This window comes from Arthrobacter cupressi, from assembly GCF_900099975.1.
Classification (GTDB): domain Bacteria; phylum Actinomycetota; class Actinomycetes; order Actinomycetales; family Micrococcaceae; genus Arthrobacter; species Arthrobacter cupressi.
The window spans coordinates 50,568-72,733 of record NZ_FNEI01000002.1; the positions used below are offsets into that span (position 1 = coordinate 50,568).

The window sequence follows — 22,166 nt, forward strand, 5'->3', positions numbered from 1 at the left end:
GTCCCGGGCCCCGGTTGCTAGCGGTTGGGCGTCTCGTGGTTTCCCACGGCCTCGATCCAGTCGATGGCATCGTCGGAGAAGTGGTAGCCGCTGGAATCCGTCTCGCCGGACCACCAGGCCTCGGACGCGATGGAGCCGCCGACGTCCACGATTTCCCTGACGATGTGTGCCGGGACGGCGTCCCCGTTGTTGTCGATCAGCCACTGCTGCGTGGCCGGCGTCAGCCTCCGCCACCACTGGGCCATCTCCAGGGGCTCCTCGAAGTTCATGGGCACAGTGTCCCACTCCGGGGCGGTCCGGGCGAGGGCTTCAGCCGTTCTGCGCCGGGGTCGCGGGAATGCTGCGGGGTCGCCGGAAAGTTCCGGCGACCCGGCAGGGCTCCCGCGATTTCGGCGGGGCCTGCGGCCGGGTGCCCGTTGGATGCCCCCGCTCCTACTTGACCGGGGCAGCCGAACGACACTTAGCGGGGAATCTCCTTCGGGTCGCACCCCGGGGAGTCTACGGGGACATGCAGCCGCACGTAGGCCGTGCCCTTTGACTCGACCCGCAGTTTGGCGCCGGCGGCGTCGCTGGTGCTGGCGACCGTCCAGCCGCCGGGCACCTTGTCGGTACCGCCGAAGGACTCGAAGCCGTGCTTTTCCAGGACCGGGTCTGCTGCGGCGAAGACTTTCCGGAACCCGTTCGAGGCCTCCACGATGTCCTTGTCGCTTTCCATTTCCGTCAGGACCAGGACACATGTGCCGTCGTTCCGGAGCCCCATCGTGGCGGGGGAGTGGACGGTCCAGCTGATGCCCGGCAGCTTCTTCTCCAGGGCGGTGACGACGTCGGCCCGGACGGAATCGTACTTGGCGAAGCTTTCGGCGACGGGCGCGTGGCTCCCACCGGCCGGGGAGCCGCTGCCGGACGGCTGCGGCGTGCCGGCCGCAGTGCAGGCGGCCAGGGCCTGGGCTCCCAGCAGCGGAAGGGCTGCCGAGAGCACCAGGCGGTTCCGGCGTCGTGGACGGTTTTCGGGTGAACGGTTCTGCGGTGGTCGGTTCCCGGGCGCGCGGTTTCGTACACGGTTCATGGCGTTCCCGTCACTCCCCCTGCGCTGGCGTGGACTCCCTGGTGAGGATCCAGGTGTTGGTCCCGTGCTGGCGCTCGAAGGTCACCGTGGTCACCAGGGCCTCGATGAGGGCCAGGCCGCGGCCGGACTCGGCGTCTTCGGCGGGCATGTCGGCACGCATATCGTTGGCGAACGGTTCGCGGGCGTTGTGCGCGCTGACCCGGGCCACGAGGCACGCGGGACGGACGCTGATGTCGACGTCGAGCTCCACCGGTTTCTCCGCTACCGGCAGCGCGTGCTGGACGATGTTGGCGGCGGCTTCGATCACGGCGGTGGCGAAGGTCATCCGGTCCATCTCGGGGACGAACGAAGCGTCCTCCCACAGGGCGTCCATTTCGTCGTGGACGGCCTCGATCGCTTCATCGGTGGCGGGCCCGTGGTAGCCCCTGCGGGCGAGGATCTCAGTCATTGCCGAACGCTGCCTCGGCCGAGGGGTACGCGGTGAGCACCCGGTCCATGTTGGTCAGTTCCAGGACCATTTTGACCTGCGGCTGGACGCCGGAGATGCGTAGGTCCCCGCCGGCCTGGCGCGCTGCCTTGAGGCACCCGATGAGGGCGCCGAGGCCGGAGGAATCCATGAAGTCGGTTTCGGCCAGGTTGACCACCACCCGGCTGGAGCCGGAGGCCACCACCTCGGCCACGACTTCCCGGAGCTTGGGGGCGGCCACCATGTTCAGGCGGCCCACGCCCTTCACCTCCGCGTAGCTGTCCTTGACCTCGTAGCTAAACTGCATCAGCATTCCTCTCTTCTGGACCTTCCGGGCCTACCGGGTTCTCCCCGGCTCCGGAACCTTCCGGGACGAATCCCTTGTACAAAACCGCTTTGACCAGCACGCTCAGGACCACCAGGTCGAAGGCCACCCACGCCGTGTTAACCAAGGTACCGAGGGGCTCGGACAGTCCGACGAGGAGCCGGGTGATGCCGGCAACCAGCGCCACTGCCAAGAGCACGGCCACGATGATCTGGGGACGGATCAGGCTCCACCCGGGCCCGCCGTCCTGCCGGGCCTTCGGGGTGACCGCGAAACCGAGGGGACGGCCGAACCACACGTTGCGTGCCGCCGTCGTGCAGGACTTGATCCAGGTGGGGAACAACGCGAGGCTGTACTGCTGGCCGCGCCAGGTGGGGATGCCATGGCCGGCCACGAGGAACAGCAGCTGGTTCACCACCATGAACGGGATGAAGCGGACGAAGAACTCGAAGCTCAGGCTGCTCACGGGGAGGATGCCGAGCGTCAGGTAGATGATCGGCGCCGCGAAGTACACCACGGCTGCGAAGCCGCTCAAGTAGCTCCACATCGTGGAGAAGTACATGAGCCGCTGGCCCCAGGAGAGGCCGCGCTGGACCAGGGGGTTTTCGCGGAGCAGGACCTGCATGGTGCCCTGGGCCCAGCGGAGGCGCTGGGTGAGCATGGTCTTCAGGTCTTCGGGCGCCAGGCCGTTGGCCAGGATCTCGTGGTGGTAGACGCTCTTCCATCCGAGGGCGTGCAGTCGCATGGCCGTTGCCATGTCCTCGGTGACCGAAATGGTGGCCAGGGGCATGATGGGCTGGGCTTCGCCGGTGCGTTCGACCGAGATGGCCTCCAGGACGGCGTGCACGGACTCGAGCGCTCCGAGCGGGGACCATTCGCGGTCGGACATCCGGTCGACGGCGTCGCCCGCCACGGTGGTGACGCCGGACTCGCCCACGTGGGCCAGCTCCATGGCGGCGATCTCTTCGAGGTCGGCCTGCAGGGCGGAGAAATCCGCGGCCACGAGCGTGCGGACGGCGTCGTCCACCTTCCGGCGGACGCGGTAGGTGATCTCGCTCAGGGAGGCGCCGGATTCCAGTTCCTGCTGGGCAGAATTGGTGGCGGCCTCCACCTCGTCGAGCATCTGCCCAACCAGGGGGTTTTCGGCCTCGGCGGAGTGGCGTGCCTTCTTGATCGCCGTTGCGGAGGCGGCGAGGGCGCGGCGCACGCTCTGTTCGGTGGCCCTGACGTAACCCACCAGGCCCAGCTGCATGAGGCTTCCCGGCGCAGGATGGCGTTCGAACCGCAGAAGAAAGCGGCGTTCCAGCCGTCCTTGCCCTGCTGGATGGGTCCGTAGAACAGCGGAGCCTGGCTGCCCAGGGGATCGTCCGCGGGGACGTTGATGAAGTACTGCGGGGTCTGGACCAGCGCCACCTTGTCATCGTTGAAGTAGCCCAGCGTCTTGTCCAGGATGTCCGGCTGCGGGATCTGGTCGGCGTCGAGGATCAGCAGGTACTCACCGAAGGTGAGCATCAGGGCGTTGTTCAGGTTGCCGGCCTTCGCGTGGCGCGGCATGTCCGGGGTCCAGTCCGCGCTGCGCGTCACGTAGCCGATGCCGTGCGCTTCGGCGAGCTCGCGCATCTCCGGCCGGTTGCCGTCGTCGAGGATCCAGGTGCTGTGCGGCCAGCGGATGTCCTTGGCCGCCAGCGCCGTGGTCAGCACCAGGTCGAGGGGTTCGTTGTAGGTGGTAATGAAGACGTCCACCGTGGCGTCCTCCGGGGCAGCGGGCGGCGGCTTGCGGATCTTGAGTTTCCACACCGTCAGGCCGAAGAGCATGACGTCGATGAGGCTGTACGTCTCGGCGATCACCAGCGGAACGGCGATCCACCAGGCTTCCCAGTTCAGCGATGCGAGCCAGCGCCATGCGACGTAGTTGACGCCGAGAATGACCGTGAGGACAACGATCAGACGGGTCCAGAAGCGTGTCACAATCCCCCCTCTTGTGCCTTGGTGCTTGTGCCTTAGTGCCGAATCGCGCCGTTCGCCGTGCTGCCTGCCGTGCGGCGGACGACGACGGCGGTCACGTCGTCTTCCGCAGTGGCCGCGGGTGCCAGCTCAAGCAGTGCAGCGCACACCTCGTCCGAGGTGCCCGCGCTCCGTGCCGCCTTCTCCACGTTCCGGATGAAGTCTTCGAGGGAGTCGTGGGCGTCGAGCACGCCGTCGCTGACGATCACGAGCGAATCGCCGGGCTCAAGCTGGAGCTCGGCGGCAGGCCATTGCTGGTCCTCCAGGATGCCTACCGGCGGGCCGGCGGAAACCAGCCGCCGTGCCGCCCCCTGGGCCGGAACGTGCAGCCCGAGCCCGTGGCCGGCGTCGATGTAGCGGAGCATGCCCGAGGCGCTGTCCAGCCGCCCGTGGAACATGGTCACGAAGGAGCCCGACTGGTCCAGGTCGGAGGCGATGGTGGCGCTGGCGGAGCGGAAGGCGTCGGCGATGTCCGGGCTGTCCGCCACGGAGCGCATCACGGCGCGCACAGTGGCCGCGATCAGCGCGGCGCCCATGCCCTTGCCCATGGCGTCCGCGAAAGTCAGGTGCATGCCGTCGGGGGTCTGGTACCAGTCGTAGAAGTCCCCGCCAACGCTGCGTGTGGGGCGGAAGGCCCCGGCGACGTCGAACTCTTCCAGGCGCACCTTCTCCTGGGGGAGGAGGCTTTGCTGCACCGCGGCGGCGCGGGTGTTCTCGTCGGAAACCCGCGGGTCCTCGGCCGGGGCCGGGGCGGGGCGGGCCCGCCGGAACGCGGCCCGCACCCTGGCCTGGAGTTCCTTGGGGCTGAAGGGCTTGGTGAGGTAGTCGTCGGCGCCGGTGTCCAGGCCGGCCAAGCGGTCCAGTTCGGCGGTCCGGGCCGAGAGCATCACGATGTAGGCGTCCGAGAATTCGCGGATCCGCCGGCAGGCTTCGATCCCGTCAATGCCCGGCATGTTCACGTCCAGGGTGACCAGTTCGGGCTGGATGTCGCGGACGGTTTCGACGCCTGCCAGGCCGTCCGGTGCCTCCACCACGTCGAAGTCGAGCTGCCGGAGAACCACCACAAGCAAGCCTCGGATGTCGTCGTCGTCCTCGATGACGACTGCGCGACGCTGAACCGGAGCAGAAGACATAACACCATTAACTCCCGTCACAGGAGGTTTGTCACTTTTAGTCAAACCAAGTCGGGGCCTCTCGAAAAATGGGCTGGCATTGCACGGAGTTGATCCGTTCCGGCGGCTCCGGATTTAGGCCTGGCCTGCCCGGGGTCGCGGGAGCGCTGCGGGGTCGCTGGAGCGTTCCGGCGACCCCGCAGCTTTCCGGCGACCCCGCAGCTTTCCGGCGATTTCGGCGCGTCACGTGCGCCCCACCCAGCTACTCGCTCCGCGTACTGTCCATGCCTTCCCCCGGTTCCGGCCCACTCCGCGCCATCCTTCCACGGTTCCGCGGGCAGCTGCGATGGGCAGAACAGTCCAGGCAAACAAGAAGGAGTCCCTCCCGGGATGGGAGGGACTCCTTGATGCACTGAAACCGGGAAGGGCTAGAGGCCCAGCTCTTCCTTGAGCGCGGCGACGTGGCCCTGGGCCTTCACCTGGTACTGGGTGAGGACAACGTTGCCGTCCCCGTTGACCACCACGGTGGAGCGGACCAGGCCGTCCACCACTTCGCCGTCCACCAGCTTCTCGCCCCAGGCACCGTAGGCCAGTGCCACGGCGTGGTTCTCGTCGGAGAGCAGCGGGAAAGTCAGCGAGAATTCATCGACGAAGCGGGCGATCTTCTCCGGAGCGTCCGGGGAGATGCCCAGCACTTCGTAGCCGGAGCCCTGGAGGCTGGCCAGGCTGTCGCGGAAGTCGCAGGCTTCGGTGGTGCAGCCGGGGGTGGAGGCCTCCGGGTAGAAGTACACGATCACGTTGCGGCCGCGGAAATCTGAGAGCGAAACCTTCTGGCCGGTGGAGTCGAGCAGGGCGAAATCGGGGGCCTGGGTTCCGGCGAGGAGTTTCTGGGTCATGTTGTGATCCTTGACTGGTCGGGTAACCGCCGTGGCCGGCGATCTCTCATACAAATAACGGTCTGCCTAGATGCAGTATTCCGCCGGCCCGCGCACCGTGGACCCGGGTCCGGGCACGAATTGGTAGCCGCCTCCGCGTACTGTGGCGATGGCGTTGCGGGCTGAGCCCAGCTTGCGCCGGACGCGTCCAACATACACGTCGATCGAACGGAACGCCGCGCCGGGGCAGTCCAATGACTCAAGGAAGCGTTGCAATTCTTCACGCGGAATGGGACGCGAAAGGTTCTCCACGAGGTAGCGCAGGAGCTTGTGCTCCATGAACGTGAAGGTGACCGGGACGCCGTCGAGCAGGACGGTGTCCGCCGCCAGATCCACGGCCAGGTTGCTGCGCCGGGCGGACAGTGCGATCGGTTGGGCGACGACGCCGGAGGCGGCGCCGTGCCGCAGGTGCAGCTCGGCCTGGGGCGCCAAACGGCGGGCCCGGGCCAGCACGGCTTCGGCGGCCTTGGCCCAGATTTCGGGGTCGATCTCCTGGCCCTCGGCGGGCTCCACCCAGACGGCCAGGCCGCGGGCCTGGACCCCCGGAGCCAGGCCGGGACGCAGGCCCTGATGGGCGGCAGGGGACCCGGACCTGGCGCCGAGACCGGGACGCAGGCCCTGGTGGCCGGCGCGCAGGGCTTGGCGCGCGCCGGCCGGCGGAAGCGAATGGGCGTTGACGGCCATCGCGTCCGCCTTACACGCCGCCGCGGCGGATCAGCTTGCCGCCGGGGGTCTGGCCGTCCACCACCGAGCCCCGCAGGTAGGTCTTGCGGACGACGCCGGACAGCGCCTTGCCGTCGTACGGCGTGATGGGGTTCTTGTGCTTGAGCTTCTTGACGTCCACCACGAACGCTTCGTCCGCGGCGAACACGGCGAAGTCGGCGTCGTAGCCCAGGGCCAGCTGGCCCTTGTTGGACAGGCGGGCCAGGGCGGCCGGCTTGGCGGACATCCAGGACACCACCTGTTCGAGGGAGATGCCGCGGTGCCGTGCCTCGCTCCAGATCAGGGACAGGCCCAGCTGCAGGGAAGAGACGCCGCCCCACGCCACGGCGAAGTCGCCGTTCTCCAGGTCCTTGAGGTCCAGGGTGGACGGGGAGTGGTCCGAGACGATGCAGTCGATGGTGCCCTCTTCCAGGCCCTTCCACAGCAGCTCGCGGTTGGAGGCCTCGCGGATGGGCGGGCAGCACTTGTAGGCGGTGGCGCCGTCCGGGATTTCCTCGGCCATCAGGGTGAGGTAGTGCGGGCAGGTCTCCACGGTGAGGTTCACGCCGTCGCGCTTGGCCGAGGCGATCATCGGCAGCGCGTCCGAGGAGGACAGGTGCAGGATGTGGGCACGGGCGCCGGTCCAGCGGGCACGTTCGATGACCTCGGCGATCGCCTTGTTCTCGGCGCCGCGCGGGCGGGAGGCCAGGAAGGTGGCGTAGTGGTCGCCGCCCGGGTGCGGGGCGCGGTCGATCGCGTGGGAGTCCTCGGCGTGGACAATCATGAGCGAGTCGAAGGACTTCAGCTCACGCATGTCCTCTTCCATCTCGTCCGCGTCCAGGTGCGGGAACTCGTCCACGCCCGAGTGCAGCAGGAAGCACTTGAAACCGAACACGCCCTCGTCGTGCAGCGGGCGGAGGTCGGCCTTGTTGCCGGGGATCGCGCCGCCCCAGAATCCGACGTCCACGAACGCCTGGTCCTCGGCCACCTCGCGCTTGAGCTTGAGGCCGTCCACGTTGGTGGTGGGCGGGATGGAGTTCAGCGGCATGTCGATGATGGTGGTGACGCCGCCGGCTGCCGCGGCGCGGGTGGCAGAGGCGAAGCCTTCCCACTCGGTGCGGCCGGGCTCGTTGACGTGGACGTGGGTGTCCACGAGGCCCGGGATGAGGGTTTCGTCGTCGGCGAGGTCGATGATTTCGGCGCCGGCCAGGCCGTTGCCCAGCGGTTCGATGGCGGCGATCACGCCATTGCGGACGCCGACCTCGCGGGCGGCGATACCCGCGGTGGTGAGGATCCGCTTGCCGCGGATGACCAGGTCAAAGGTTTCAGACATTGAGAGACTCCTTCGTGCGGGACCCGGCCGCCAGCTGTTCGCCGATGGTCCGTCCCAGCGTTTCGAGCAAGGTTCCTGCTTCCCTTATACATACTTCGACGTCGGATTCAAGACTGGTCAGGGGGAGGACCTGCCGGAATCCGGAGTCGTGTTGCTGCTCCTGGCTCAGGGTGGTCCGGCCGCAGACGGCCACCACGGGGACGCCCGCGGCTTCCGCTGCACGGGCCACGCCCATGGGGGTTTTGCCGAGCAGGCTTTGTTCGTCCAGGCTGCCTTCGCCGGTGATCACCAGGTCGGCGCCGGCCAGCTGTCCGGCGAGCCCGGTGAATCCGAGGACGACGTCGATCCCCGGCCGGCGTGCCGCGCCCAGGACCGCGATGGCGGCGTAGCCCACGCCGCCGGCCGCGCCCGCGCCCGGTGCCTCGGCGGCACGGGGAGCGCGGTCGCCGATTTCTTCGCCGAGGACTTCGACGAAGCGGGCCAGGGCGTCATCCAGCGCGGTGACGTCGGCCGCCGTCGCGCCCTTCTGCGGACCGAACACCGCCGGGGCGCCGAGCGTGCCGAGGAGGGGATTGTCGACGTCGGACGCCAGCACGAATCGGCTGGCCTCCAGCCGGACGTCCAGGCCGGAGAAGTCGATCCGGTCCAGGCGCGCCAGGGCGCCGCCGCCGGGCGGCAGTTCGTTGCCGTCCGCGTCCAGCAGCACCGCGCCGAGGCCCTGGAGCAAGCCGGCGCCGCCGTCGGTGTTGGCGCTGCCGCCGACGCCGAGGATGATCTTCCGGCAGCCCAGGTCCAGGGCGGCGCGGATGAGTTCGCCGGTGCCGATGCTGTTGGCTTCCTTCGCCGTTTTGGTGTTCGGACCCTCCGGCAGGAGGGCCAGCCCGGAGGCCGCCGCCATTTCGATGACGGCCTGGTTGCCGCGGACCGCGAAGTTCGCCGTCACCGGTTCGCCGAGCGGTCCGGTGACTGTGGCGCTGCGGCGGGTGAAGCCGGAGCCGACGGCGGCATCGAGGGTTCCCTCGCCGCCGTCGGCCACTGGAATGAGCGTGGTCTCAAGCGCTTCCGCGGACCCGGCCGCGCGGGCGAAACCGGCCCGCAGGCCGGCGGCCAGGTGCCCGGCGACCTCCGGGGCGGACAGCGAGCCCTTGAACTTGTCCGGGGCGATGACCACGCGCATTCCGTACCTCCTTGTACTTTGGTGCTGGTTACTTCTGCAGGGCGAGGATGGCCGTGGGGGCGTCCTCGGCCGTTTCGGCCAGCTCTTCGAACTCGTTGACGGCGTTGATTTCCAGGCCCATGGAGATGTTGGTGACCTTCTCCAGGATCACTTCAACCACCACCGGAACCTGGAACTCGTCGCGCAGGGCCTTGGCCTTGTCGAAGGCGGCGGGCATGTCTGCCGGGTTCTCCACGCGGATGGCCTTGCAGCCCAGGCCTTCGACCACCTTGATGTGGTCCACGCCGTAGCCCATGGTTTCGGGGGAGTTGATGTTATCGAAGCCCAGGGACACGTGGTAATCCATGTTGAAGCCGCGCTGGGACTGGCGGATCAGGCCCAGGTAGGAGTTGTTCACCACCACGTGGATGTACGGCAGGTTGAACTGCGCGCCCACGGCCAGCTCTTCGATCATGAACTGGAAGTCGTAGTCGCCGGACAGGGCCACCACGTTCTCGCCCGGCTTGCCGCGCACGACGCCGAGGGCGGCCGGGGCGGTCCAGCCCAGCGGGCCTGCCTGGCCGGCGTTGATCCACTTGCGGGCGCCGAAGACGTGCAGCATCTGCGCGCCGGCGATCTGGGACAGGCCGATGGTGGACACGTAGGTGGTGTCCTTGCCGAAGGCCTTGTTCATCTCTTCGTACACGCGCTGCGGCTTGATCGGCACGTTGTCGAAGTGCGTCTTGCGGTGCAGGGAGCCCTTCCGCTCCAGGCATTCGGCGGCCCATGCCGTGTAGTCCGGCAGGGTCTTTGCCGCCTGGCGTTCGCGGGCGATCTCCAGCAGGCCGTCCAGGGCGGCGCCGGCGTCCGAGGCGATGCCCAGGTCCGGGGAGAACACGCGGCCGATCTGCGTGGGCTCGATGTCGATGTGCACGAACTTCCGGCCCGCGGTGTAGGTCTCCAGGCCGCCGGTGTGGCGGTTGGCCCAGCGGTTGCCGATGCCGATCACGGCGTCGCTGCGCAGGAAGTTTTCGTTGCCGTAGCGGTGGCTGGTCTGCAGGCCCACCATGCCGGCCATCAGGTTGTGGTCGTCCGGGATGGCCCCCCAGCCCATCAGGGTGGGGATGACCGGAATGTTCAGGATCTCGGCCAGTTCCACCAGCTGCGCGGAGGCGCCGGCGTTGATGACGCCGCCGCCGGCCACGATCAGCGGACGCTCGCCCGCGGTCAGCAGGTCCAGGGCCTTTTCCAGCTGCTTGCGGGAGGCCTTGGGCTTCTCCACGGGCAGCGGCTCGTAGGCGTCGATGTCGAATTCGATCTCGGCCATCTGCACGTCGATCGGCAGGTCCAGCAGCACGGGGCCCGGGCGGCCGGAACGCATGACCTGGAAGGCCTTCTGGAAGGCACCGGGAACCTGGCCCGGCTCCAGGATGGTCATGGCGAACTTGGTGACCGGCTTGGCGATGGACTCGATGTCCACGGCCTGGAAGTCTTCCTTGTGCAGCTTGGACACCGGAGCCTGACCGGTGATGCAGAGCATCGGGATGGAGTCGGCCCAGGAGGCGTACAGGCCGGTGATCATGTCGGTGCCGGCGGGGCCGGAGGTGCCGATGCAGATGCCGATGTTGCCGTCCGCGGCGCGGGAGTAGCCGTCAGCCATGTGGCTGGCGCCTTCGACGTGGCGGGCCAGGGTGTGGCGGATGCCGCCGTGGGCCCGCATTGCCGAGTAGAAGGGGTTGATTGCTGCGCCGGGCAGGCCGAACGCCTCGGTGGCGCCTTCCTTTTCCAGGATGGCGATCGCCGCGTCAACGGTGCGCATCTTAGCCATGGTGTGCTCCTTGAAAGTCTGGGTTCGCCCCGCGTTTGGGGCTGTTTTTGGGTGTGTCGGGCTGAGCCGCCGTCGTTTGCGTACGACGGCGGCTGCCCGGGTTGTGCTTGTGGCGTCGCCTTAGCGGGGCTGCCGCTCCCGTTGAGTGCTCACTTGTGGTGGGTTTTCCCGCGGAATTCCCGCCACTAGTGAGCACTCAACCTCGGGGCTGGCTTACTTGCGGCCGCTGAGCTGCAGGACCTGCTTGAAGAGTCCCGAGTGGTCCAGGCCGCCGTCGCCCTGGTTGACGGTGGCGGCGACCAGCTGGGCGACAGCTGCGCCGAGCGGGATGGAGACGTTGGCTTCGCGGGCTGCGGAGGTGACGATGCCCATGTCCTTGTGGTGCAGGGCGAGGCGGAATCCGGGGTCGAAGTTGCGGTCCAGCATCTTCTGGCCCTTCTGGTCCAGGACCTTGGAGCCGGCCAGGCCGCCGCCGAGGACCTTGAGGGCGGCGTCGGTGTCCACGCCGTAGGCCTCGAGGAAGGCGATGGCTTCGCCGAGGACCTGGATGTTGACGGCCACGATCAGCTGGTTTGCAGCCTTGACGGTCTGGCCGGAGCCGGAGGGGCCCACGTGGACGATGGTCTTGCCGACGGCGTTCAGGACGTCCTGGGCTGCGGCGAAGTCTTCAGCCGAGCCGCCCACCATGATGGACAGGACGGCGTCGATGGCGCCCTGCTCGCCACCGGAAACCGGGGCGTCCAGCGGGCGGATGCCGGCGGCCTTGGCGGCTTCGGCGAGGCGGACGGCGACGTCCGGGCGGATGGAGGAAGCGTCGATCCACAGGGTGCCCTGCTTGGCGTTGGCGAACACGCCCTCTTCGCCGCTGACAACACCCTCAACATCGGGGGAGTCCGGCACCATGGTGATGACGACGTCGGCGTCCTTCACGGCGTCGGCGATGCTGCTGGCACCCTTGCCGCCTTCGGAGACGAGCTTCTCGATCTTGTCCTGGCTGCGGTTGAAACCGGTGACGGTGTGGCCGGCCTTGACGAGGTTGATTGCCATGGGCAGGCCCATGATTCCGAGGCCGATGACTGCAACGTTACTCATTGTGGATCCTTTACTGGAAGTCTGTGTTAACTCGGGTGTGCTGGCGTGTGCTTAGGCCGCTCTAGCGGGCGTTGGAGCGTTCGCGGATGGCCCAGGCGAAGGCGGTCTCCTGCGGCTCCTTGTATTCGAGGCCGATGTAGCCTTCGTAGCCGAGTTCGCGGCTGCGGGCGATCCATTCGCCGAGCGGGAGTTCGCCGGTGCCGGGGGCGCCGCGGCCGGGGTTGTCGGCGATCTGGATGTGGCCGAAGTCCTTGGCGTGGTTCTCGATGACCGCGGCGACGTCGTCGCCGTTGACTGCCAGGTGGTAGAAGTCAGCCAGCAGCTTGACGTTCCCGACGCCGGACTCCTCCTTCACGCGGGCGATCACCTTCAGTGCGTCTTCGGCCGTGAGGAGCGAGTACTTGGGTGCGCCGCTGACCGGTTCGAGGAGGACGGTGCCGCCGATGCGGGCTACGCCCTGGGCTGCCTTGGCGAGGTTTTCGGCGCCGACGGCGTCCTGCTCTTCGGCGGAGACGCCGTCAACACGGTTGCCGTAGAGGGCGTTGAAGGCCTTGCAGCCGAGGCGTTCGCCGATGCCGGCGACAACGTCGATGTTGTCCTGGAATTCGGAGGAGCGGGCGGGCCAGGAGACCAGGCCGCGGTCGCCGCCGGGCATGTTGCCGGCGTTGAAGTTCAGGCCGGTGAGCTGTACGCCGGCGTCCTTGATGGCGTTTTCGAATTCGGTGACCTGGGCGTCGGTGGGGACGGAGGTCTCGAACGGCCACCAGAACTCGACGGCGTCAAAACCGGCTGCCTTTGCGGCGGCCGGGCGCTCGAGCAGGGGCAGCTCCGTCAGCAGGATGGAGCAGTTCACTGTGTACGTCATCGTAGGTGTCCTTCCGAGGAGGGGCTTTGGACCGTGGTTCCGCTTGGCTTCTCTTGCTTGTTTCCGCTTTGTGGAATTTAGATTCTGCTTTATGAAAAGTGTAGGGAAGGTGGGGCGGGGGAGTCAAGGGGAGGGGCGGGTTGGGATACCAAAGGGGGCTGTGCGCGCTTGGTGGACCAGCCGCGGATGGGTTGCGGGGAACTGTGCTGTTCATTGAGGTTCGGGCGAATCTTGGTGGCAAGATCTTACGGACTCGCTGTGATCTCGAAAGAAATGCAGCCGTCAGGGGGTCGTTTCGGTAAGGAGGGCCCTCAAGTCTGCGCCACCCCGGGTGGGCGCACCGTGGCCGGATCGTTTTCGTCGCCTTTCACCATCACTAGGAAAAACTGCATCTGCGCGAGCTTGGCAGCTGGCCCGAGCTAAGACGAAGCGCCCCTACGGTAAGATTTCTCCGGCTTGAATATGTTGATCGGCTTCGTTTGAGATCTCGGCGCCTGGCCATCAGAAATGACCGGTGGGAGGCAAGCGCCATTCCTCGCCAATAGGTCGAGATCGACTGCCGTGCCTTCCATGTCGGTGGCTTCTAATACGCTCGAGCCAGGTAACAATCGGACTATAGATTAAGGATCGGAGCCGTACGTTGGGCCGTCAATCGCTTCCGTTGTCCCTGTACGATCGCCGACCTCCGTCGTCCGCGAAGCTGCTCTGGGCTGGCAAGAACCCCGGTGTATCAACATCGCTGTCGCCCATCTCGTCGCCGGCCCGGGCGAAGTGGGACCTTAGGGGGCAGCTTGTACGTGGTGAACGAGCCGGAAGTCTCCTCATTCATGGCGACGCAGGCAAAGCCTTAGATGAACTGCTTGCCACGACGGGCGAGCAGTCGGTAGCTGGCGCGGTCAAGCTGTGCTACATAGACCCGCCCTACAATACGGGTGAACGATTCGCGCATTACAGCGATCGCACTGACCGTGCCGAGTGGTTGACGGCGCTTCACGACCATCTTGTCACCGCGCGTCAACTTCTTGCGCCCGACGGTAGCCTGTGGCTTCATCTGGACGACTCCGAGCAACATCGAGCTAGATGCGTCCTGGATGAAGTGTTTGGAGAGGATTGCTTTGTTGCGACCATTGTGTGGCAGAAGCGTACAACTCGCGAGAACCGCAAGGCCTTCAGCTCGATGCATGACTACATCCATGTCTATGCACCTGCTGGCCCTAAGGCTTGGAAGAAGGTCCGAAACGGTTTGCCTGACGAAGGGGCGTTCAGCAACCCTGACGACGATCCTCGGGGGCCCTGGCGATCAATTCCGATGAGCGTGCAGGCCGGACATGCGACGTCCAGTCAGTTCTACTCAGTCGTCACGCCCACAGGTGTCCACCACGCTCCGCCTCCGGGCCGGTGCTGGGCCTATACCGCGGATCGGCTGGCCGAGTTGGACGCGCAGGGCCGCGTCTACTGGCCTAGCGGTGGTAATGGGAAGCCGCGGCTCAAGCGATTTCAGAGCGAAGTGACCGGTTTGGCGCCATTCACGATCTGGCCTGCAGACGAGGTTGGCGACACTGGCAGCGCCAAGCGGAGCTTGTTGAGTGAGTTTCCTGACCGGCAGGCCTTCGACACGCCGAAGCCCCTGGGCTTGCTGGAACGGATCATCGAAATAGCGACTGATCCCGGTGACGTAGTGCTTGATTACTACCTCGGCTCTGGTACGACGGCGGTTGCCTCACAACGGCTTGGTCGGCGATGGGTTGGCATCGAGCAGAGCCTACGAACTATCGAGGAGTTCGCGCTCCCGCGCTTGGGCGCGGCCTGGGACGCATTCCCTGGCGAAGGGTTCGCGTTCGCCCAAATCTGAGTTCCTATCGTTTATCGTCGTTAGGATGGGGACGACAGGGATGGAACGGTGACTGGTGCTCAATTTTCAGATCGCGGGCTCTGTAGGAGGCTACCTTCTAGAGCACTTACTAATCGAGTCCATTGGAGCCAAACGCGGTGGTGGGATCTTTGCTTGGGCTAATTCCAATGGTGTCAGGAGCATGCTCGAAGATGATGCGTTCGACGAGTTTCTGCTTGCCGGTAATTTCAGGCTCTTCGTCGGCACGGACTCAATAACTGATCCGCCCGCGGTCGACAAGCTCGTTGAGATCTCAACGAAACGGCCGCGGCTGGATGTACGAGCGTTCATGAGCCCAACGCCTTCGCTTTTCCACCCGAAGATGGCGTGGTTTGAGCATGATAAGTACCTAAGCCTCATCGTGGGATCAGGCAACCTTACGATGGGCGGACTTAGGTCCAACTGGGAGGCATTTGTATCCCTGAAGCTGACCGGAGAAGACAAGCAGGATGCCTTGTCCCAGATCGAGGCTTTCCTCACTTCGGTCACTGACCACCTGCTGCCAATCACGGACCCGCGCGTGCGCGACAGGGCTGAGCAAAACACCGGCAACGAGCGTAGCTTGCGGACTACACACATCACCACCCCAGCTCGACCGACTGTCGTACCCTCCGTTGAGGAGGTGCTGGTCGCGGAGATCCCCAAGGCGGGTGACCGTTGGGCCCAGGCGAACTTTGATCTTGAGAATTACGAGGGATTCTTCGGGGCAAAGGTTGGTTCCCATCGTCGAATTTCGCTGCACCACGTGGACTCCAGTGGAACGGTCGGCGAGATGGAGAGCCGCCCGAGCGTCGAGGTCGTCAGCCAAAACTACCGGTTTGAGCTCGCCGCTGCACGTGGGCGTGCTTACCCCACAGCTGGGCCACCGATCGGGGTCTTCCTTCGTTTGGCAACTGGTGAGTTCCTCTACTCGTTGCTCCTGCCTGAAGACCCAGGTTACGCAGCCATCGATCAGCTGCTTGCTGCCAGCTGGCACGGGCGGCCGGACCGCAAGCGCCGTGTCCGCTTTAACGCGGTTCAGGTTCAGACGGCTTGGCCCGATTCGCCACTGTGGAATGTCGCTCTGCCCGCTCTCTAGTTCGAGCCGACGATCAGCACTTCGGCACTGCTGAGCGCTTCCGCGCTCACTTCAACCCGGTTGAATCGGCTGTGGGAAGAGGACTCCATCGTAAGCAGGCGAACGTTTGCGAAGTAGTCGGACGCCAATGACATGAGACTGTCGATCGATACCAGCCGAGTCTCGGGCCTCGCCTTCGTCCCCTCGCTCATCGGTGAATAGGACAAGACCAGTGGCACGTCGAGGCGCTTCGCGTTTGCAAACAACTCTTGAAACGCCGGAACCACCTGGGTGCGGATACTGAAGGGAGACTGGTGCCGATCCTCCCGATATAAGCCCCGGCTCGGCTGAGACGACCCTTGGGCGGGCGTGACGCCGGGGTCGTCGTCAATAGCGATTGTCTCGAGGACATGATAGAAGCGGCTGTAGTGGTCTCTTGTATATGGAGGATCTGCGTAGATAACGCCGACCTCAGGTCCGAGTGTTGCGAGGGTTGACTGATAGTCCGCTTGGACTGCGCGGCACTCGTACAGTGCGGGAGGCAGTGAGGCGTATCTGGCAAGCCATGCATCAAACGCAGGAAGTGTCTCCAATCCCCGCCGGCGCGTGACCGGGGCGATCCAATTCCGCTTCAGCTTTCCGGCAGCTGTACGGGGCTGAACCGGCTGAGCAAAGTGACTTCCTACCGTAGAGACAAGGTCGCTGGCGACACCCAGCAAAGCCGCCAGTGCAGTCACGTCGCTAACATCACCCCAGATCGCCTTAAACGCGTTTCGGAGAGCATCCATTGCGGCAGCTTGGCGGTACGAGAAATACACTCCTCCGTAGTAGCGTGTGAGTGTTGCCGTTCGCTCGCGAAGGACTGCATGTGCTGATTCCTTGGCCGACTGGAGCTGCATCGAGCCCCGACCGGAGACGGCCAATGAACCGTTTTCGATAATGTCTGCCAAAGCTCCCGGATCTGTTTGAGCATTCGTCATTGCTCGCTCTTCAAGTCGCAACAGATCTTGGATCTCTCGCTCCGTTGTGGTTAGCCAATCCTGAGCAGCTTCCTTGAGTGAGTCAACTTCGGCTGAGGTGAAAGCGCGAGGTTGCGTGAGTGCTTGTGCAAAGACTGTTGAATACGCCTGAATGTCCGAACAGATCACAGGCCTGCTCATTGCTAAACGTCGTGCAACCACCGCGGTCCCTGCAAAGAGGTCGCAGGCAGCGGTTCCGGGCGCCGCGACTTCAGACACGGCCGCTTCGATGGCATCGAGAAACCGGGACTTGTTCCCCATGTAGTGAACAGGCCGTATCTCGGCCACTGATGCTTGGGAGCCAAGGTTAATCTCGTTCATTAAGAGATTCTCTCAGCCTGAGCTGCCGGAACGGGAATCGGACGCATCTTGGCTGATTCATTCCGCCACTGCCCGCCGGGAGCCGGGAGCCGGGAGCCAGGAGCCGAGCCGTTGGGGGCGTCGTGGAGTACTGGTTGGACAGCGTTGACAAGCTGACCAGGGCCTTCGCAAAGGCAACCCGGTTCCGCTCACGTCTCAACGGCGTCTCAAAGTTCCTGACGCCGCTGGTACTTATCTCCAAGCGACTATTCCAGTAGCTCTACCCGTGCCCACCAGCCCTCAGCCCCACCCCCACTGCCTCCACGAACGCATCCGTCTCCGTTGACCGCCGGCTCTTCAGCCACAGCGCCGAGGTCCGCCAGGCCAACGGATCGCCCACCAGCGGTCGCCACACGATCCCGGCAGGCAGCGGCGTCCACGGCTCCTCGTTGAAATGCACGCCGCGGCCGGCCAGGACCAGACCGTGGGTGAAGTGCTGGTTGCGGGCGTGCACAATGGCCGCCGGCAGGTACCCCGAATCCCGGCACGTCTGCAGGAACGAGTCGTAGAGCGGCGGAGCCATGTGCCGGGGAAAGATGATCAACGGGTTCCCTGCCAGCTCGCCCAGCGGCACCGCGTCCAACGCAGCCAAAGGATGCGAAGCATTCAGCACCACCCCCAGCGCGCGTGAAAACACCGGCCCCGACTCAAAACCCACCGCGTTCAAAGGGTGACGGACCACCGCAACGTCCAGTTCGCCGTCGCGCAGTCGCTCCACCTGTTCAACCGTGGTGAGCTCGTGCAGGTTCAGGAGCACGTCGGGGGCAATCGAGCTGAACGAAGACACCATCGCGGACAAAGCCACCGGGTTGGTATCCGGCGGCACCGCCACCTGCAGCACACCGGAGGCGCCGGGCCTGATCCGTCGGATCGACTCCTGCGCCATCGCCACGTTGTCCAGCACGGCCCGGGCATGCTCCAGCAGCAACGCCCCGGCTTCGGAAAGCTCCACGCCGGTCCGCCGCCGGTGGAACAACAGCACCCCCAGCTCTTTCTCCAGGTCCTTGATCCGCTGCGAAAGCGGCGGCTGCGCCATGTGCAGGCGCTGCGCCGCCCGGCCGAAATGCAGCTCCTCGCTGAGCACCACGAAGTACTTGAGATGGTGGAGATCCATGCCCGGCACCATATCAGTTTGGTATCACGGCGAGTGGATTTTGATGTTAGACGGGTCACATCGCCCGGTGCTCTGATGGGACACAAGAACAAGCAAGAACAAAGGAACACCATGTCCCAGGACGTCCTCTTCGAACAGATCGGCCAGACCGCCGTCATCACCCTCAACCGCCCGGAAAAACTGAACGCCTGGACCGAATCCATGCGCAGCGAACTCATCGACCACCTGGAAGGCCTCAAGGGCAACGAGGACATCCGCGTGGTCATCCTCACCGGCACCGGCCGTGCCTTCTGCGCCGGCCAGGACCTCGCCGAAACCACCACCATGGACCCCGAAGACCACGCCGCCGCCGAGGCCTGGATCGACGGCTTCGACCGCCTCTACCGCGCCGTCCGCAACCTGGACCAGATCACCATCGCGGCCGTCAACGGGGTGGCCGCCGGCTCCGGCTTCCAGTACGCCCTCCTCACCGACCTGCGCGTGGGCGATTCCACCGTCCGCATGGGCCAGCCCGAAGTCCTCTCCGGCATCCCCAGCATCACCGGCATCTGGGCCATGTGGAGCATCCTCGGCAAGTCCAAGACCTCCCAGTTCGTCCTCACCGGCGAGCTGGTGGACGCCGCGGAAGCGCAGCGTTTGGGCCTGCTCAACTACCTGGCCGACGACGGCGCCGTGCTGGAGTACGCGAAGGAGCTCGCCAACCGCTTGAGCCTCCTTCCTCCGGGTGCCATCCGCCTGACCAAGGGCCGCCTGCGCAGCCTGGAAGAGGACGAGCTCAGCGACGCCATGGCCGAAGCCAAGCGCGTGCACCGCGAGGCCTACGGTACCGGCGAGCCGCAGCGCGAAATGGCCCGTTTCCTCGCCGGACGCAAGGGCTAAGGCGCAAACACTATGACCACCCAACTCACCGAAGACCGTTACGCCGCCATGGTGAAGGGCCACCGCTGGGAGGTTCCGGAGCTCTACAACATGGCCTCCGACGTCGCCGACCGGCACCCGCGGGACAAGCGCGCCATCATCCTGGACTCCGCCGTCGAAGGCTGCCGCGAAGTCCTCTGGGGCGAGATCCAGGACCGCTCCCGGCAGATCGCCGCCACCCTGCACGCCGTGGGCGTCAGGAAAGGCGACCGCGTGGCGGTGCTCCTACCGCAGCGCGCGGACACGCCCGCCGCGTACCTGGGCGTGCTGCGCACCGGCGCCATCCTGGTGACGATGTCGCTGCTCTGGGCCGCCGAGCCCATCCGCTTCCGGCTGGAGGACAGCGGCGCCACCGTGATCATCGCCGAAGGCGCCGCGCGGCACCTTTTCGAGGGTTACCAGTGCCGCTTCATCGACATCGACAGCCCCGAGATCGCCGCAGCGTCCGCGGAATTCCAGGACGCGGAAACCAGGGCAGACGATCCCGCGCTGATCTTCTACACCTCCGGCACCACCGGCCGCGCCAAGGGAATCGTCCACGCCCACCGCACGCTCCTGGGCCACAACGAGTTCGAGTACTGCCACAGGATCGGCGACGGCGACGTCTTCTACGGCGCGGGGGACTGGGCCTGGTCCATGGCCAAGCTCATGGGCCCGCTGCGGCTCGGCGCCACGCACCTGGTCTTCCGGCCCGCCGGCGGCTTCGACCCCGCAGCCATGCTGGCCAGCATGAGCCGCCACGGCGTGGACAGCGCCCTGGTCAATCCCACCTTCCTGCGGAAGATGCGCGAGGACGTGCCCGACGCCGGAACCCGCTTCCCGCTGTCCCTGCGGACGGTCTGTTCCTCCAACGAGCCGCTCACCGCTGAGCTCATTGATTGGTTCCGTGCGCAGTTCGGCGTGACCCTGCAGGACTACTACGGCTCCACCGAGTCCTACCCCTTGCTCGGCAACTTCCCGGACGTCCCGGTGAAGCCCGGATCCATGGGCCGCCCGCTGCCCGGCTGGGAGGTGAAGCTGCTGGACGACAACGAACAGGAAGTCCCGCGCGGCGAGGCCGGCGAAGTCTGCCTCCGCGCCCGCTCCAACCCGCAGTTCCCGCTGGGCTACTGGAACATGCCGGAGGCCTCGGATGCCGCGTTCGGCGGCGACTGGTACCACACCAAGGACCAGGCCTACGAGGACGAAGACGGCTACTTCTGGTTCCTCGGCCGCACGGACGATGTCATCAAAACCTCCGGATACCGCGTGGGCCCCTACGAGATGGAAGCCGTGATCCGCGAACTCGACGCCGTCCGCGACGTCTCCGTGACCGGCGTTCCGGACGAGCTGCGCGGCCAGTCCGTCAAGGCCTGGATCGAACTTGCGTCGGGGCACTCTTCCGGGCCTGAACTGGACCGGCAGATCGTGGACCACGTCAAGGAACACTTCTCCCGCTTCGCCTACCCCCGATTCATCGAATACCTTCCCGAGCTGCCAAAATCAGCAACCGGAAAGGTCCAGCGCGCTCAACTCCGTGCACTCCCGCACCCCGTCCCTTCTTCTCCCCAACGCGAAGGACAAAACTCATGAACACGCTCACCAGCAACCCCGTGGAAACGGACGCCTCACCGCGCCGCAGCCTCAAGCGCGTCGCCGCCGCGGCCGCCGTCGGGAACTTTGTGGAATGGTTCGATTCGGCCGCCTATGCGGTGATGTCCGTGACGATCGCCAAACTCTTCTTCCCGAGCTACTCGACGACGGCGGCCCTGCTGGCCGTGTGGGCGATCTTCGCCGGCGGGTTCATCGCCAGGCCGCTCGGGGCGGCGTTCTTCGGCCGGTACGGCGACCGGATCGGCCGGAACAAGATGCTGGGACTGTGCGTGTTGATCATGAGCGCGGCGACGTTCTGCATCGGCATCCTGCCGCCGTTCGCGGTGATCGGCGTCTGGGCTCCGATCCTTTTGTTCATCTTCCGCGCCGTGCAGGGCTTCACCACGGGCGGCGAATACACCGGCTCCTCGGCGTTCATCGTCGAATACGCGCCGGCCGGGAAGCGGGCCACCTATGCGAGCGTCATTCCCGCCACCGTGGGCCTGGCCTCCGTGGCCGGTGCGCTGCTCGGAGCCGCGATCACGGCCACCCTCAGCGCCGAAGACCTGCAGTCCTGGGGCTGGCGCATCCCGTTCCTGCTGGCCGCGCCGCTGGGGCTGATCGGCCTGTACATCCGCTCCAAGGTGGACGACACCCCGGTGTTCCGCGGCCTGGAGAAGAAGGGCGAGGTGGCGAAGCGGCCGCTTGGCGACGCCGTCCGGATGTGTGCCCGGCAGATTTTCACGCTCTTCGGGTACAGCATCACCAACGCCGTGGCGTACTACCTGATGAGCAGCTACATGATCGCCTACATGACTTCGAGCCTGGGCTACACCAGCACCGATTCGATGATCACCAGCATGGTCACCATGCTCGTCTACACCGTCACCTGCCCGCTGGCCGCCCGCGCCAGTGACCGCTTCGGCCGCAAGACCATGCTCCTGTTCGCCTGCCTGGGCTTCGTGGTGATGACCATCCCGGCGTTCGCGATCATGCCGCTCGGCCTGGGCTGGGCAATCGTGGGCACCAGCATCCTGGGCGCCCTGGTGGCGGTGATCGGCACCTCCAACGTTCCCGCTTTGGTGGAGATGTTCCCGTCCTCGGTCCGGGCTTCCGGTTCGGCGATCGGCTACACCCTGGCCTACGTGCTCTTCGGCGGAACGGCGCCGTTCGTGGCGACGGGCCTCGTGGCCGGCTTCGGTACTCCGCTGGCTCCCGCGTTCTACCTGATGGGCGTCGCGGTGGTGTCCGCCGTCGTCGTGATCCTGTTCTTCCGCGAGACGAAGAACCTGTCCCTATCACGGACGACGGTGCTGTAGTTCGTTCTTGCCGCTACGCAAAAGGGACTGGC

At 66.0% G+C, this 22,166-nt stretch carries 18 protein-coding genes and 2 pseudogenes; 5 read left to right on the forward strand and 15 right to left on the reverse strand.

What is annotated here, in order from left to right:
• Positions 1-17: 17 nt before the first annotated feature.
• The 13 genes and pseudogenes from BLP88_RS02660 to BLP88_RS02720 all read right to left on the reverse strand — a co-directional run bounded on the left by BLP88_RS02660 (position 18) and on the right by BLP88_RS02720 (position 12,884).
• Positions 18-269, reverse strand: coding sequence for a hypothetical protein (locus BLP88_RS02660; protein ID WP_245679743.1), 252 nt, complete (start codon positions 267-269; stop codon positions 18-20).
• A 191-nt stretch (positions 270-460) separates the two neighbouring features.
• Positions 461-979: a hypothetical protein gene (locus tag BLP88_RS02665; protein WP_245679744.1), complete on the reverse strand. Its 519-nt coding sequence runs from the start codon at positions 977-979 to the stop codon at positions 461-463.
• A gap of 97 nt (positions 980-1,076) precedes the next feature.
• A complete protein-coding gene (locus BLP88_RS02670) occupies positions 1,077-1,514 on the reverse strand; it encodes an ATP-binding protein (protein WP_074586719.1) in 438 nt (145 codons plus the stop codon).
• Positions 1,507-1,839, reverse strand: coding sequence for an STAS domain-containing protein (locus tag BLP88_RS02675; RefSeq protein WP_074586720.1), 333 nt, complete (start codon positions 1,837-1,839; stop codon positions 1,507-1,509). Before BLP88_RS02675 ends, BLP88_RS02670 begins: the two co-directional genes overlap by 8 nt.
• Positions 1,829-3,825: pseudogene (locus tag BLP88_RS02680) on the reverse strand (glycosyltransferase family 2 protein). Before BLP88_RS02680 ends, BLP88_RS02675 begins: the two are co-directional and overlap by 11 nt.
• A gap of 32 nt (positions 3,826-3,857) precedes the next feature.
• Entirely contained in the window at positions 3,858-4,994 is a 1,137-nt protein-coding gene (locus tag BLP88_RS02685; RefSeq protein WP_074586721.1) for a PP2C family protein-serine/threonine phosphatase, read from the reverse strand.
• Positions 4,995-5,401: 407 nt separating this feature from the next.
• A complete protein-coding gene (gene bcp / locus BLP88_RS02690) occupies positions 5,402-5,869 on the reverse strand; it encodes a thioredoxin-dependent thiol peroxidase (protein ID WP_074586723.1) in 468 nt (155 codons plus the stop codon).
• Between the two features lie 66 nt (positions 5,870-5,935).
• Positions 5,936-6,592: a winged helix-turn-helix domain-containing protein gene (locus BLP88_RS02695; protein ID WP_074586724.1), complete on the reverse strand. Its 657-nt coding sequence runs from the start codon at positions 6,590-6,592 to the stop codon at positions 5,936-5,938.
• Positions 6,593-6,602: 10 nt separating this feature from the next.
• Positions 6,603-7,943 carry an allantoinase AllB gene (allB, locus tag BLP88_RS02700; RefSeq protein WP_074586726.1) on the reverse strand — a complete coding sequence of 447 codons (1,341 nt, stop codon included), beginning with the start codon at positions 7,941-7,943 and terminating at the stop codon, positions 6,603-6,605.
• Positions 7,936-9,120: a glycerate kinase gene (locus BLP88_RS02705; protein ID WP_074586728.1), complete on the reverse strand. Its 1,185-nt coding sequence runs from the start codon at positions 9,118-9,120 to the stop codon at positions 7,936-7,938. Before BLP88_RS02705 ends, allB begins: the two co-directional genes overlap by 8 nt.
• Positions 9,121-9,148: 28 nt before the next feature.
• On the reverse strand, positions 9,149-10,927 hold the full coding sequence (gene gcl, locus BLP88_RS02710) for a glyoxylate carboligase (RefSeq protein ID WP_074586729.1): 1,779 nt from the start codon (positions 10,925-10,927) through the stop codon (positions 9,149-9,151).
• Between the two features lie 213 nt (positions 10,928-11,140).
• Positions 11,141-12,034: pseudogene (locus BLP88_RS02715) on the reverse strand (2-hydroxy-3-oxopropionate reductase); the annotation flags it as partial.
• Positions 12,035-12,080: 46 nt separating this feature from the next.
• Positions 12,081-12,884, reverse strand: coding sequence for a hydroxypyruvate isomerase family protein (locus BLP88_RS02720; protein WP_074586732.1), 804 nt, complete (start codon positions 12,882-12,884; stop codon positions 12,081-12,083).
• Positions 12,885-13,545: 661 nt separating this feature from the next.
• Here BLP88_RS02720 and BLP88_RS02725 point away from each other — a divergent pair.
• Both BLP88_RS02725 and BLP88_RS02730 read left to right on the forward strand, forming a co-directional pair.
• On the forward strand, positions 13,546-14,736 hold the full coding sequence (locus tag BLP88_RS02725; protein WP_074586734.1) for a site-specific DNA-methyltransferase: 1,191 nt from the start codon (positions 13,546-13,548) through the stop codon (positions 14,734-14,736).
• Positions 14,737-14,917: 181 nt separating this feature from the next.
• Positions 14,918-15,853 carry a phospholipase D family protein gene (locus BLP88_RS02730; RefSeq protein ID WP_074586736.1) on the forward strand — a complete coding sequence of 312 codons (936 nt, stop codon included), beginning with the start codon at positions 14,918-14,920 and terminating at the stop codon, positions 15,851-15,853.
• Here BLP88_RS02730 and BLP88_RS02735 read toward each other — a convergent pair.
• Both BLP88_RS02735 and BLP88_RS02740 read right to left on the reverse strand, forming a co-directional pair.
• Complete coding sequence (locus BLP88_RS02735; RefSeq protein ID WP_084110722.1) at positions 15,850-17,172, reverse strand: DNA adenine methylase; 1,323 nt, start codon at positions 17,170-17,172, stop codon at positions 15,850-15,852. The genes BLP88_RS02730 and BLP88_RS02735 overlap by 4 nt on opposite strands.
• Positions 17,173-17,431: 259 nt before the next feature.
• Positions 17,432-18,337: a LysR family transcriptional regulator gene (locus tag BLP88_RS02740; protein WP_245679745.1), complete on the reverse strand. Its 906-nt coding sequence runs from the start codon at positions 18,335-18,337 to the stop codon at positions 17,432-17,434.
• 99 nt (positions 18,338-18,436) lie between these two features.
• Between BLP88_RS02740 and BLP88_RS02745 the strand changes: the two genes are divergently transcribed.
• From BLP88_RS02745 to BLP88_RS02755, 3 genes are read left to right on the forward strand one after another with little or no spacing between them, the layout of a single operon-like run.
• Positions 18,437-19,204 carry an enoyl-CoA hydratase/isomerase family protein gene (locus BLP88_RS02745; RefSeq protein WP_074586740.1) on the forward strand — a complete coding sequence of 256 codons (768 nt, stop codon included), beginning with the start codon at positions 18,437-18,439 and terminating at the stop codon, positions 19,202-19,204.
• Positions 19,205-19,216: 12 nt separating this feature from the next.
• A complete protein-coding gene (locus tag BLP88_RS02750) occupies positions 19,217-20,815 on the forward strand; it encodes an acetate--CoA ligase (protein ID WP_084110724.1) in 1,599 nt (532 codons plus the stop codon).
• Positions 20,812-22,134 carry an MFS transporter gene (locus BLP88_RS02755; protein ID WP_074586741.1) on the forward strand — a complete coding sequence of 441 codons (1,323 nt, stop codon included), beginning with the start codon at positions 20,812-20,814 and terminating at the stop codon, positions 22,132-22,134. The genes BLP88_RS02750 and BLP88_RS02755 overlap by 4 nt, the downstream gene beginning before the upstream one ends.
• The last annotated feature ends 32 nt before the right edge of the window (positions 22,135-22,166 follow it).